General features: G+C 47.5%; 12 protein-coding genes. 6 read left to right on the top strand and 6 right to left on the bottom strand.

The window, feature by feature from the left end:
• The first annotated feature begins 134 nt into the window (after positions 1–134).
• Together ACETMN_RS02315 and ACETMN_RS02310 are read left to right on the top strand one after the other, a co-directional pair.
• Positions 135–1,850 (top strand): copper resistance CopC/CopD family protein, encoded by a 1,716-nt coding sequence (locus ACETMN_RS02315; protein ID WP_091018404.1) that lies wholly within the window; start codon positions 135–137, stop codon positions 1,848–1,850.
• Between the two features lie 56 nt (positions 1,851–1,906).
• Positions 1,907–2,698, top strand: a complete 792-nt coding sequence (locus ACETMN_RS02310) for a YcnI family protein (RefSeq protein WP_256975238.1) — start codon at positions 1,907–1,909, stop codon at positions 2,696–2,698.
• Between the two features lie 138 nt (positions 2,699–2,836).
• On the opposite strand, the gene ACETMN_RS02305 is transcribed toward ACETMN_RS02310, so the two are convergent.
• The 4 genes from ACETMN_RS02305 to ACETMN_RS02290 all read right to left on the bottom strand — a co-directional run bounded on the left by ACETMN_RS02305 (position 2,837) and on the right by ACETMN_RS02290 (position 6,401).
• A complete protein-coding gene (locus tag ACETMN_RS02305) occupies positions 2,837–3,109 on the bottom strand; it encodes a hypothetical protein (protein WP_091018402.1) in 273 nt (90 codons plus the stop codon).
• A 51-nt stretch (positions 3,110–3,160) separates the two neighbouring features.
• Positions 3,161–4,453, bottom strand: coding sequence for a hypothetical protein (locus ACETMN_RS02300; RefSeq protein ID WP_091018654.1), 1,293 nt, complete (start codon positions 4,451–4,453; stop codon positions 3,161–3,163).
• 57 nt (positions 4,454–4,510) lie between these two features.
• Positions 4,511–4,792, bottom strand: a complete 282-nt coding sequence (locus ACETMN_RS02295) for a hypothetical protein (protein WP_143786547.1) — start codon at positions 4,790–4,792, stop codon at positions 4,511–4,513.
• A gap of 352 nt (positions 4,793–5,144) precedes the next feature.
• The gene (locus ACETMN_RS02290) at positions 5,145–6,401 is read right to left on the bottom strand and encodes a DUF445 domain-containing protein (protein ID WP_411735705.1); all 1,257 of its coding nucleotides are present in this window, start codon (positions 6,399–6,401) and stop codon (positions 5,145–5,147) included.
• A gap of 332 nt (positions 6,402–6,733) precedes the next feature.
• Between ACETMN_RS02290 and ACETMN_RS02285 the strand changes: the two genes are divergently transcribed.
• The 3 genes from ACETMN_RS02285 (at position 6,734) to ACETMN_RS02275 (ending at position 9,205) form a co-directional block, all read left to right on the top strand.
• Entirely contained in the window at positions 6,734–7,561 is an 828-nt protein-coding gene (locus ACETMN_RS02285) for an aldo/keto reductase (RefSeq protein ID WP_091018397.1), read from the top strand.
• A gap of 277 nt (positions 7,562–7,838) precedes the next feature.
• Positions 7,839–8,357, top strand: coding sequence for a sigma-70 family RNA polymerase sigma factor (locus ACETMN_RS02280; RefSeq protein ID WP_256975236.1), 519 nt, complete (start codon positions 7,839–7,841; stop codon positions 8,355–8,357).
• Positions 8,354–9,205: a hypothetical protein gene (locus tag ACETMN_RS02275; RefSeq protein WP_411735704.1), complete on the top strand. Its 852-nt coding sequence runs from the start codon at positions 8,354–8,356 to the stop codon at positions 9,203–9,205. The genes ACETMN_RS02280 and ACETMN_RS02275 overlap by 4 nt, the downstream gene beginning before the upstream one ends.
• A gap of 151 nt (positions 9,206–9,356) precedes the next feature.
• Here ACETMN_RS02275 and ACETMN_RS02270 read toward each other — a convergent pair whose 3' ends face one another.
• Positions 9,357–9,818, bottom strand: coding sequence for a cupin domain-containing protein (locus ACETMN_RS02270; protein WP_017691032.1), 462 nt, complete (start codon positions 9,816–9,818; stop codon positions 9,357–9,359).
• 256 nt (positions 9,819–10,074) lie between these two features.
• On the opposite strand from ACETMN_RS02270, the gene ACETMN_RS02265 reads away from it, so the two are divergent.
• Positions 10,075–10,926 carry an AraC family transcriptional regulator gene (locus ACETMN_RS02265; RefSeq protein ID WP_091018392.1) on the top strand — a complete coding sequence of 284 codons (852 nt, stop codon included), beginning with the start codon at positions 10,075–10,077 and terminating at the stop codon, positions 10,924–10,926.
• A gap of 153 nt (positions 10,927–11,079) precedes the next feature.
• Here the strand turns inward: ACETMN_RS02265 and ACETMN_RS02260 are convergent, their stop codons facing one another.
• Complete coding sequence (locus ACETMN_RS02260) at positions 11,080–12,693, bottom strand: glycoside hydrolase family 28 protein (RefSeq protein WP_091018390.1); 1,614 nt, start codon at positions 12,691–12,693, stop codon at positions 11,080–11,082.
• Between the last annotated feature and the right edge of the window lie 272 nt (positions 12,694–12,965).

The raw sequence follows: 12,965 nt of genomic DNA, 5'->3' as shown, positions 1-12,965 counted from the left end.
TTATGCAGACCAAATCGTTTTTTTATAGCCCAATGTAGTCATACGCAGTCATTTTGGACAAAGTTATAATGGGATAGATTGTGTATAAAGGACCCGGATTGACTACAAATCTATAACCTGAGGGTGATGATTTTTTGATTTTGACAAGTTTTACCCTGAAATGGGGCAAACGGCACTGGGCATTGATCACCAGCCTGTTGCTTGTGTGCTGCCTTGTTATGCCACAGTGGGCATCTGCCCATGCCTATATTGTTAAGGCTTCGCCAGGAGAGAACGAGATCCTCGTAGCTGCTCCGGAGCGGCTGACGCTGGAGTTCAACGAATCCTTGCAGACGGCCTTTTATGATATCAAAATTACCGGACCTGACGGCAATCAGGCAGACGATGGAAATGTAAAGATCGATGTGGATCGCCCTCATATTCTGGAGACTGGCCTGCTAGCTGGACTCGGGAACGGGACTTATGCCGTCAACTGGAAAGCTGTGTCTGCCGATGGACACCCGATTCAAGGAGCATATGTTTTTCATATCGGTGAACCATCCGGTTCTCCTGCCGGACTAAGTGATCTTACATCTGGTTCCGGTTCAACAGGTGGGCCCCTGAAATGGATCGTATCCCTGACAGACTGGATTCAGTATCTCGGATTGTCTGTCATCCTGGGGACACTTGCATTCTTGTTGCTGCGAATTGCACCAACATCCATGACAAGAGAGCCTATGGACGTTCCAGGTAGCTACAAACTGTTATGGATCAGCTATGCTGCTGCTTCCTTTGCCGCGCTGGTCAGCCTGCCACTGAATACGTTATACGAATCTGGTGTGGCTCTGAGCGAACTAAGCTGGGCTCTGATCGGAAGTGCGCTTAAACTGACTTCCTTCGGTCAAATCTGGATGTTACAGATCCTCAGTGTAATGCTGCTGGCCGTCACGATTCTCTCCGGATATGATCGTGATCGATCCATCCGTGCTCGCATCTGGTCTTCTTACGGGTCACTCGTGCTCGTGCTTGGATGGCTGTTCACTCACGCCATGACGGGACATCCGGCTGCGGCGGATCAACGTGCTCTCGCGATTGCCATGGACTTCGTGCACCTGATCGGTGCGGCTTTCTGGATTGGTGCATTGACTGCCATGGCGATATGTCTGCCTCCCCTCGCCGACAAGCTGCCTTCCAAGGTGCGAGGAGAAGTCTACTGGACTGCCATACGCAGGTTTACCGCTTGGGGAATCGGCGCCGTAGTCGCTCTGGTTGCTACAGGAATATACAGTAGTCTGATTATTCTACCAGCACCTGTACTGACTTCCTTGTTCACTACAGCCTATGGTCTTGTCCTGATCGGCAAGATCGTTCTGCTGATTGTGATGGTTATCTTGGCATGGCGTCATGCGCGACTCGCTAGAGCAGCAACGGGGAGCAGATTGTCCGGCAGCCTGAAAGCCGAGCTTGCTACTGGTGCTGTAATTCTTGCTCTTGCTGCCGTGCTGACACATCTGTCTCCAGGACAACCGACGGCAGTTGGACCGTATCAGGAGACAAAGACTACAGATGATGGCTCGGCGATCACACTTCAGGTGAGTCCCAATGTGACGGGAGAGAACCAATTTGAAGTTGATGTGAAACGTGCAGATGGCAGTATCGTTAATGATCTGGAACAGATCACACTGTCACTCACACATCTGGATATGGATATGGGGATCTATGAGATCACCATTCCGAAAAACGACACCGGTGTGTACAAGGCTGAAGATTACATCTCCATGCCTGGACGTTGGAATATCAAGGTACACCTGCTAACCAAATCGCTGGATGCACTGGATGCCGAATTCGAGATCGACACTGCCAAACCATAGTTACACAACGTTGATATTGCATCATATATGATAAGAACTGAGAGGGGTTATTTATTTTGAAAAAAACATCATGGATTTCCAAACTAACATCCACTATCGCAACAGGTACCGCAGCATTCATGCTATTCGCCGGATTCGCTAGCGCGCACGTTACCGTTAGCCCATCCGTTGCACAGACAAGCGCATGGCAGACGTACACGATTAAGATTCCATCCGAGAAAGATCTGCCTACAACCAAAATCACCATGAAAGTACCGGAAGGTGTGGCATTCAAGCAATATCAGCCACTGGCTGGCTGGAAAATCACCACCGAGAAGAACGATTCCAATGAAGTCACATCGATCACATGGGAAGTTGATGGCGATAACGAGGGCATCATCGCAGGACAATTCCAACAGTTCAACTTTGTTGCACAGAACCCGAAGACCGAAGCTGAAGTTGCTTGGGATGCCTTCCAATACTACAGCGATGGCAGCATCGTAGAATGGACAGGCCAACCAAGTGACAACAACCCACACAGTATTACAACGATTAGTGAAGATCCGGCTGCTGCTGGTAATGCTGCGGCAGGTGGAGATCATCATAGCGCCGGTACTGCCGATGAAGGACATGATAGTGCAGGTACAGAAACAGGCACTGGTGATAATGCGGCTACCGATGATAGCAAAGCAAACGATGACACTACGCTGGGCGATGCACTTAACGACACCGTTACAGGTGAGCCAAATAACACAGATACAGACCCGGGTACATTGAAGCTTCAACAGGCCACATTGATTGTATCCATTCTGGCCCTGATCCTCTCCTTCCTGGGAATTGCATTGGCGACACGTCGCAAAAAACGTTAAGAACGATATGCAGCACGCGATAACTTGAGATAACTAAGAAGCCTATGACATACGGGATCAACCCCGATGTACCATAGGCTTCTTTTTGTCTATCCATGCTGAGTGCCATCCGCAATATGGCATCAGCCAACCACTCTTTTAGCGTTCCTGATCCGTCTGGATCATAATTTCGATATATTGCAGCAAGCTTTTCTTCTGCATTTCGATGGATTGAATACGTTTGGACAGGCCCGCAAAAAACTCTTCAATCTGCTGCCTTGTATAATCAGCAGACTGCCCTTTCCAATCGTTCAGGCGACTGTATAGCGCCCTCGCTTCCTGTTCATCGGCTTGCAGACGGGCAAGCAGCTGTGTCAGTTCTTTTTCCGCAATCCGAAGATCATTCAATTCCACCAGCAATTGTCCACCCACTCGTGTTCCCCTCCCCCATGTACGTGATAGCGACATTAACCAACCTGATTCCTAATTAAAATGAACCGGACTCTCGTCCGCCTGCCGGAAGGCATCTGCTTTCTCATCGATAAAGTTCAGGAATTGGCTGGTATGTTTCATATGCCATGTGCTAAGTTCTTGAATCGACGCGTCCAGTTGGGTGACAATGGGCTCCAGCCTGCGACTTCGGCTTGTATGCAGGTATTGAGCCATTCGGCTTCGTACCTGATTCAGCTCAGCATTGCATTGCTGTGCATTTTGCTTCCACCGGGAGGCGACACTTTTCAGTTCTTCTGGCGTTACCTGAATCAAGCCGGATGCACCTGCCCCAAGAGCCATACCGCTGCCAGACCTGAAACCTAACGGACCGAGGTTCTTGCTGAACGGCCCCATGTGATCCATAAGGCGTGGTGAATAGCGGACTCTCTCTCCAGTAATCGGATCATACAGATCATTGGATATGTATCCATTTTTGAAATTATATTGATCCAGACTGTGATAGTTCTCTCCGCCAAATGAGTTCTTGGCTTTATCGATAATGCCCACTCCATCGTTTGCATCCTCATAATTGGAATTAATGTAGTACGTCGATCCCACATGCCGATCATATCCGCCCAGCGTTCCGCTGGCTACCAGATCACTGGGATTGGCATAGTTCACAACCTGCCCGTCGAACTCACCCGCTTCAGCCCGGCGACGCATTTCTGGCGTCAAATTGCCCATTACCGATGGTGCACTAAACGTCACGGCTGGAATTCCGGTATAAGCAGAAGCATATTGTGCATTCCCCCCACCCAAGGAATGTCCGGTCATCGAGAAATTCAGATCCTTATGCTTGTTCTGCATGTGACTTGCGTAGTCTTCTGATTGATACATCTGATTGGCCCAGCCTGTTGGGGAAACGGTTTTTTCAATATCTTTTACGCGATCACCGGTCCAGTTCTCCACGTCTCTTACCCTGTCACCAGCCCAATTCTCCACTTTGGATATGCCCGTAAAATCCTTGACACCTTGCACCCCTTTGTCGAGCCAATCCGGTGTAAGATTATCAACAAAATTCCCGGCCTCCTGCTGACCCTTGCGAATCAACTCTCCGCCCCCAATACGACCATCCATGACAAAGTCTGGTACCGAACGATCCAGAGACGCACTTCCTTCTGTACCACGATAAGCAATGACGGCTTCCTTGGTCTCGGGATTATAAAATGTTACGGCATCAAAACCGGAAAGTTTGTTACTTTCCGTCCCTTCAAGGACCTCCCATCCAGGAAGTTCCGTTAATTTGTCTCCAGCCTTTTGATCCTGATAGGCCAGATCAGACATCGTTTTATACGTTTCATCATCAATGTTGGACCCGTTACTCAATAACTACACCTCCCTTTATTTAGCGTATGGATCATGTCCCTTGGCCATCATCACTTCTTCAATCTCAGGGCTAATGACCAGGTTCTTGGTTACCTTCTTTTTGTAGTCATACGAAATGCCAAAACTCTGATCTTCGTGATCTTTCACATGGCCTTTCAGCCCTATCTGGGACACTGCCATCTCCGGCAACAACTCTTTGCTTGTAATCACAACATCCAGCTCGAACTTCTGCTTGAAGTGCTGAATTACGGTTGCTTCAGCTTCCTTGTATAGCGCTTCCTTCTCACTTGCATTCATGTTCTGACAACCTCCCAGAAATATAGTCAACACCATCATTAGTGTGAATAAACCCTTCAACCATCCTGCACGTTTAATACGGATTCCTCCTCTGGGTAGAATCAGGGTGTTCACCATATGTGAAGCACACCCTATTCATCTGTTACCTGCATCATAGTACAAAATCAACATGAGCCATATCGGCTAACAGAATCGTTTTCATGTAACTTTCTTCCTATATGATTCATTCAGGGTACTTTGGTGTACATTACCCCGTTTCCTAATTCTTGCAACAGATACATGAGATTTTTCCCACGCACGACAAAAAGAGCCTGCTCTTTGTAAGAGCGGCCCTTTTTTACATACATGACTTTTATGCCAATGCCATCTGTAGCGCAGTCAGCGCAATCCCGATAACAAATCCGGTAACAGCTCCGTTGATCCGAATCCATTGCAGATCCTGTCCAACCTTATCCTCAATCATCGAAACCAAAGTGGCATTGTCCATTTTGTCCACATTTTCGCGTACCAGTTTACCGATTTTGGAATGATTTTTCTCCAGCAGTGTTGTGACGCCATTTACGATCTTGGCATTCATGCCTGTCATCAACTCGTCATCTGCCCGCAGATCAACCAATACCCGCTCAATGGCAGGCAGTGCATACGTATCTACATACTTTCCATCTTCCATCGCGGCGAGCGCCTTGTCTCTCAGTTCGGTGAGTTTGTTCAGCACCGTTTCCTCTGCGTTCCAGCCCTCCAGCATGTTGTTCTTCCAGCTGTTGATTCCATCTTGCATAGCCTCACTCATGGCCAGACGCACCGTCTGGGTACGTACCATATCAAGCACCTTATACCTTAGAGCGCTGCCTTCACGTTTCATATCCTCTACCCGATCGAAGAGATATCCTTGTAAAATGCCACCCAGACGCTCCTCGTTCATATAACCAAGGAACGCATTCATCGCAAACTGCATCAATCCGTTCATTTGAATGCCGCTGATCGCTTTCATCCCGCTTTCACCCAAAAACATGATCGTCTCGGGTTTAACCAGCCATTCCTCAGCTTGCTTCAGTCCATAGTCCAGCGCTTTGGCATCGTAACCCCGCTCTGTCATCTGATGGGCAGCCCGCTCCAGAATCGGACCCAGATCAAAAGCGCCCGCCTGTGACTTGATCTCAGCCGCTACGAGTGGAGCAATCTGCTCTAACGGCAGACCAGCCAGAATTCGTTTGCAGAGCGTATCAATCATGGTCTTGATTCCGTCATTGTGAAGCTCACGTGTCAACGTATCGAGCACTGTCTCTGCTGCTTTGAAATCTGCAATTTTCTCGGTAATGCTGTCTTTGTTGAGCAAGTTATTCTCTACTGCGGAGACCAGACCTTCCGTCATTTTATCCCGATTTTTCGGCAGCAATGCCGTATGTGGAATGGGAATGCCGAGCGGGTGACGGAATAATGCAGTAACTGCGAACCAGTCCGCAAGTCCACCCACGAGTCCCGCTTCAAATGATCCTACCAGCAACTTGCCCACGGGAACGCCCTGGAACGGCAAGGATGCAGCAAATCCTGCTCCCATTACCACGAGAGACCAGGCTGCTGCTTTTTTGGTTTGTTTAGGTTTAGCCATTGTATTCTTGCTCCTTTATCGTTAGTCGTACGGTCTGGTCTGTACCCAATTCCGTACTCCGTCTGTTCTTATGTAAACTCTCCAATTACAAAGTCTTGACTTCCATATATCGTATACTTCATCTTATCACCCACAAGCGTCAAAACCAAACCTCTGGTTGAAGAAAAAGGATAATAGCGGTGTTTACGTCGTAAACGAACCACTCCCTTTTCCTATACCAGGAATAATTTAGTATAATCAATCATAACGGCCCTTCGATATCGATTGGCTGCTGAACAGCAGGGTAATTACATAGTGGAACAATGAATCAATCAGAGGAGGAATTTCGGACCATGAAACACGTGCAGGACACAACCACGCTCTATAACGGAGTTAAAATGCCATGGCTAGGTTTTGGGGTATTCAAAGTTAAAGACGGAGACGAAGTCGTTCATGCTGTCAAAACAGCCATTCAAGCTGGTTATCGTAGCATCGACACAGCCAAAGCGTATAACAACGAAGCAGGTGTCGCTCAGGGTATTCGTGAATCTGGAGTAGCTCGTGAGGATCTGTTCATTACCACTAAAGTATGGAATAGTGATCAGGGATATGAATCCACGCTAGCTGCCTTCGAAGCCAGCATGGAACGACTCGAGCTGGAGTATCTGGATCTCTATCTCATCCACTGGCCGGTTAAGGGCAAGTACAAAGATACATGGAGAGCACTGGAGAAACTCCATAAAGAAGGACGCATCCGAGCGATCGGTGTGAGCAACTTCCAGATTCACCATCTGGAAGACTTGATGATCGATGCCACGGTCAAACCAGCGGTTAATCAGGTGGAGCTTCACCCACTTTTGATTCAGTCGGAGCTTCGTGAGTATTGCAACAAACATCAGATTCAGATCGAAGCCTGGTCTCCGCTCGGACAAGGTCACCTGATGGATCATCCGTTACTTCAGGACATCGCCGCCAAATACAGCAAATCCCCCGCACAAGTCATTCTGCGCTGGGATCTGCAGAACGGCATCGTGACCATACCAAAATCCGTCACGCCTGAGCGTATTCGCGAGAACGCCGATCTCTACGATTTTGAGTTAACTCCGGAAGAAGTAGAGCAGATTAACGGACTGAACGAGAACAAACGCTTTGGTTCCGATCCCGACAACTTTAATTTTTAATATAAACATCATAATTCGATTACACCCGCCTTCGATCTCAGAAGAGCGGGTGTTTTGTCATGTGATGTTATAGGCAATCTATTCGTAGTTAAGAATGGAGGCGAGGACAGCTATTCAGTACCGAATCTGTGCCCAAAAAAGTTTTTTTGACAGTTTAGAACTATTTGATCTCCTCATCAGTCTAACGAGTGTAAAGCGAACTCAAGCACTTATATAGAATCCAGGCCTGGAACGAGCGGTGACTTGAATATTTAAGTTTATCATGGGGGGATCAGGAGTGATAAGACTGAACCATAGAAAGACAAAAGAAGAACAGTTCAGCGAAAAAATAACAGAGATTCAAAATAAATTATATCGACTGGCATACTGCTATGTTAAAAATGAACAAGAAGCGCTGGATATCGTATCCGAAGCGGTCTATAAAGGGTTCATCGCTTATGGAAAGATGGACTCCATGACTTATTTTGATTCCTGGATGTCACGAATTGTGATTAACACAGCGATAGATCATATTCGACGCAACCAGCGATTGACCTATATGGAGGATCATGCGCAGGAGTTTGTGGCTCCAGAGCGAGGGGCATCCGTGGAAGAGAAAATGGATCTGTATGATGCACTGGATCGACTCGTACCCGAAGATAGAGCCTACATTATATTAAAGTTTTTTGGTAATATGCGTTTTCGAGAGATCGCTGAAGTGCTCTCCCTGTCAGAGAATACCGTGAAGTCAAAATTCTATCGGATTATCAACAAATTAAAAATGGATTTAATTGAAGGAGAGGTTGGAGATCTATGACTAGTAAAGAACGTTATGAAAACATTGAAATTCCAGCTCAACTTCCAGATGTTATTCGTCGTGCCCAGCAAAAGGCTGCCGCTCGCAAAAGCTCATCCCGTATCATTCGCTACGCTTCCAGTTTGGCAGCATGTGCCGCTTTGCTGCTCATTATCAACATTCCTACTGTCGCAAACGCCATGGTCAAAATACCTGTGGTCGGAACGATTGTTCAGGTCCTTCAATTCGGCGATGGCGGCAAGATTACGGATGGGGTAACCGTAGATTCAGAAGCAACTGAAAATACGCTTAAAATTAATTTTAGCACCGACGAGCAAGATCAGACTAATGATGCACCCCATTATAATGTGGTGCACAAAGAAGCACCGAATCGTATCCTCTTCACGTTTAGCGGTGCACGTTACATGGATATAGAGAAAGTCAAAGACGACTTCATGACTCAGCCTTTAGTAAAAGATGTATATGGTTCCATGATTTTAGACGACTCTTCCGTCGGATTCGTCGTTGTTTTAAAAGAAGGGGTACAGTATGCCGTAACGGAATTCAAGAACCCTGGATACCTGGAAGTGAAACTGACTTCCGACGGCAAACCGGTCACACCTCGGAAGGTATACTCTCTCCGCACAGAATCAATGCCTTTTGGAGAATCGATGGGTATAATTAAAGAATCCTATCCGGATGAGGACATCTCTTTCCTCAAAACGTCCACTGGTGAGTTTACAGCAGTTATTGGAGAATATCTTACCGCTGAAGAAGCTGAACAGAAGCTCAAAGAACTCGCCGGGCAACCGGATTATCATGAGGAGTTTTATGTGGACAGCTGGATGAGTAACGAGAATCCCAAATGATCCGTCATCGCTAAAAGTGATGCTGATCCAAAAGGGAATGATCTATCCCTGAACTAGGCATAGACCTCAGCATACTTAATACGCTCAATCCCAAAAAATCCCGATTCGGATGCTCTGAGCATCTCCAATCGGGATTTTCACATATCAAAACCTATTCGCTTTTGGATACCAGCTTGAAATCATCAAAGTGGAAACCTGGCGCAACTACGCAAGTGACCAGTACAGGCTCATCACCCAACGGGCGTGCTGTCTGCCATACGCCGGCTGGAACGAGCACCTGTGGTGATTGACCTGCAGCAATATCCATACCCAGAACAAGAACTTCCTCGTTCTCCGGGTTCTCTCCGTTGCCGCCCAGCTTCAGTTCAACTGGACTGCCGCTGTGCCACAGCCAAAGTTCATCGGACAGAACCGTATGCCACTCGGAGATTTCATGTGCGTGTAGCAGGAAATACGTGGAACTTGCCGAGAATCGTGGGCCGGAGTATGTATCCGGCAGAACGGACTGTGGAATCTGATAAGATGCCTTCCATTCTTCCTTATACCAACCGCCTTCAACGTGAGGCTGCATATTAAGCGCAGCAACCAATGGCGATAATTCATGTGTCGTCATAACCTGTTTCCTTCCTTCTACATCATATTGGAGACACTCCTTAACCAGAGTTTCGCCTCTCTCCCCCTACTCTAAAACATCATTCAAGTTTTGTCACCTTGACAGCACATATGGGCCATGCCAGATTCGGTCTCACGGTATTTTACATATGATTAAAGAAATATTTCATTTCCAATGATAGCGTTTACAAAAAGATGGATGTTCCGTTATGATATGGATATCGTTGTTAATCCGTGAAGCAGAGGGGAGCTGTACCATGAGTCTCATAGAAGATCGGATTGGACCCAAATATCGAATCGGTGAACATTCATTTACCATTGAACATATGCGCAGACATGATGGGAACGGTATGCCTCAGCCTCACGCTCATCCATTCTACGAACTGTATTACCTGCTTGAAGGTGAACGCGTTTATTCCATGAATGGTCAGATACTGTCTGCCCGCAAGGGTGATTTTATTCTGATTAACCCAAACGATGTACATAGCACCTCCAAAGGAAGTATTCCTGGCTTCGAACGGATTTTAATTGGTTTTTCTCCTGCTTTTGCAACGGGGATGGAGCTTGGCATATGTGGTCTGTTGCCTTTTAATTGTTCAAGACTCCTTCGCCTGCCTGAAGCGGAACAGCCCGAGATGGAGCGTATATTGTGGCAGATGCTGCAAGAATGCAAAGAGCGACGCCCTCACTATGAGATTGCGGTCAGAAGTCTGCTTGCCCAACTTTTGATCCGTATTCATCGGGTGGAGGAGGATATTCGGCAGTCATGCCCCGGTCCTTTGCATCCGATGCAGGACAAAATCAGTGAAATCGTTACATATGTGAACAGCAACTACACCCAACCACTTACGCTGGAGGGTGCAGCCAACCGTTTTTATATCAGTCCATCCTATCTGAGCCGAATGTTCAGCCGGTTTACCGGATTTCGATTTAGCGAATATTTGCGGATTGTTCGTGTCCGGGAGGCACAACGAAGATTGCTGTCCACACAAGAGCGTGTCCAGATGATCGCTGAGAAGGTAGGATTTGAGCATACGGCTCATTTTAACAAAACATTCAAACAGGTTACCGGTACAACACCGCTGCGCTATCGCAAGGAACACCGGTAGATCATCATATAACTTCATATAAAAGCCGAGTGGGTAGCCTCGCTCCAGAGTTTACGTACTCCTTAATATCAAAAGGCAATGCGATTACTGGATCTATGGCTACGCCACTACGGCTGAATTGGACCAACTTGTATAAACCCTACTACATACCTTTTACCTGCGAATGATCACGCCACTTCGTACTTCAGGACCCACAGAGATCTGACGACCTTCAGTTTCTGCATCGCCTTCACGACATACAATGCCTGCGGACTCGTGTCCAGTCACCATCAGAAGTCGGCCATCTGCACCTTTGCCCTGAATGCTCTCTAATTCTGCCCCTTTGCACTGGTGCAAATGAACCAACGGACCTTCGGTGATCTGCGCCTGCAATTCCGCGATATGCAGATGTTTTGCATGAGCACATTGGATACCACTGCGAGCTTGCACGTTGTAACGCTGGATGATCACCCCATCCAAAGGCTGTTCCGGCAATCCACTCACAAGCAACGCAGTGTCGGCACCGGCACAGACCACATCCAATATTCGAATATCCCGGAACACTGGCGTTTCTTCGCTAATCTCCTGAGACAGATCACTGCCCCGGGCAGACCCTTCCTGATTTGCATAGAAAAAGGAAAACGAGATCGCTTCCATAATGATATCTTTCATATATATGCGCTCAATCTGAATGTCTTCAACCACTCCGCCGCGCCCACGTGCGCTTTTGAAGCGAAGTCCAATGTCCGTGCCGATAAACGTACAATCCGACACACGCACATGCCGCACACCGCCGGACATTTCACTGCCAATTACAAACCCGCCATGACCGTGATACACCGTGCAATCCCGAATGGTGATGTACTCCGATGGCAGACCCAGTTCACGGCCTTCGGCATCCTTGCCTGATTTCAGACAGATCGCATCATCACCGACATCGAATACACTATTCTCCACTACCACATGACGGCAGGATTCAATGTCCAGCCCATCTCCATTCTGAGAAAACCACGGATTCCGCACACTCACGTTACGAATGGTGACATGCTCAGATGCCCAGGGGTGCAGATTCCATGCAGGCGAGTTCTGGAACGTTGGACCGTCCAGCAATACCCGTTTACATCTCCGTAAACTGACCATGTTGGGACGTAAAAAGTCTCTGACTTTTTCATAGGCAGCGACATCACGTACCTGCTCCTCATGCAATCGATTCGCGATAGTGCCGCCCTCAAGTGCAGCTGTGGTAGGCCACCAGATTTTTTCCTCTCCGCCGGATTGCTCTACAACACCACCGGAAGCGACCAATTGGTTCCATTGTGAAGTGGTCATTTTGGAGCGTTTTACCGGACGCCATGCCTCCCCGCCGCCATCCCATATCCCCTCACCAGTAATCGCAATATCCTCCAGTTGATCTCCATCGATCGGGGATTGGCAGCGTACCACCTGCCAGCCTTCGAAGCTTGATGCAATTAATGGGTATTGATCAAAATCTCGGCTAAATGTAACCAGTGCCCCTGCTTCCACATGTAGTTCGATACGGCTGCGCATTACAATCGGACCTGTGAGCCATACCCCGGCAGGAATTACGATTCTTCCACCTCCTGCTTCAGCACACGAAGCGATGGCAAGTCGGAACATCTCCGTATTATCTGTTACGCCGTCTCCAACAGCTCCATAGTCTGTAAGCTGAAAATCCTGAGCAGGAATGACAGGCAAATTGGCTTCATAATCTCGAACATCGGACTGGGCACTTGCTCCTGTCGACATTGGGGAGTGATATGTATTCATCGTGCAGAATCATCCTCTCTACATGTAATGGAATTGTTATGGGATCAATACATTGCTTTTACTTTCCTTACTTGCGTTCAAACGGACGCTCTCTCGCTCCATCATATCAATGGCATGACATGTAGGGTTGAGCTTTCTTGCCATGTACACGTGGAACTTGATGCTATTTGTTTTGTTAATCAGAGTCATAAATCAAACATCACTTTCAGTATACTCTATACAACTATTCCAAAGGTTGGAAAGCAACTAGGAGAATAGATTCATTTTTCTGT

It is taken from the genome of Paenibacillus sp. M2 (assembly GCF_046713495.1).
GTDB lineage: Bacteria > Bacillota > Bacilli > Paenibacillales > Paenibacillaceae > Paenibacillus > Paenibacillus amylolyticus_B.
This window is presented reverse-complemented; position numbering and strand designations above follow the sequence as displayed.

Bases quoted from the DNA above. Each gene is read 5' to 3' on its own strand.
- ACETMN_RS02300 (WP_091018654.1), bottom strand. From the start codon at position 4,453: ATGTCTGATCTGGCCTATCAGGATCAAAAGGCTGGAGACAAATTAACG.
- ACETMN_RS02295 (WP_143786547.1), bottom strand. From the start codon at position 4,792: ATGAATGCAAGTGAGAAGGAAGCGCTATACAAGGAAGCTGAAGCAACC.
- ACETMN_RS02290 (WP_411735705.1), bottom strand. From the start codon at position 6,401: ATGGCTAAACCTAAACAAACCAAAAAAGCAGCAGCCTGGTCTCTCGTG.
- ACETMN_RS02285 (WP_091018397.1), top strand. From the start codon at position 6,734: ATGAAACACGTGCAGGACACAACCACGCTCTATAACGGAGTTAAAATG.
- ACETMN_RS02275 (WP_411735704.1), top strand. From the start codon at position 8,354: ATGACTAGTAAAGAACGTTATGAAAACATTGAAATTCCAGCTCAACTT.
- ACETMN_RS02270 (WP_017691032.1), bottom strand. From the start codon at position 9,818: ATGACGACACATGAATTATCGCCATTGGTTGCTGCGCTTAATATGCAG.
- ACETMN_RS02265 (WP_091018392.1), top strand. From the start codon at position 10,075: ATGAGTCTCATAGAAGATCGGATTGGACCCAAATATCGAATCGGTGAA.
- ACETMN_RS02260 (WP_091018390.1), bottom strand. From the start codon at position 12,693: ATGAATACATATCACTCCCCAATGTCGACAGGAGCAAGTGCCCAGTCC.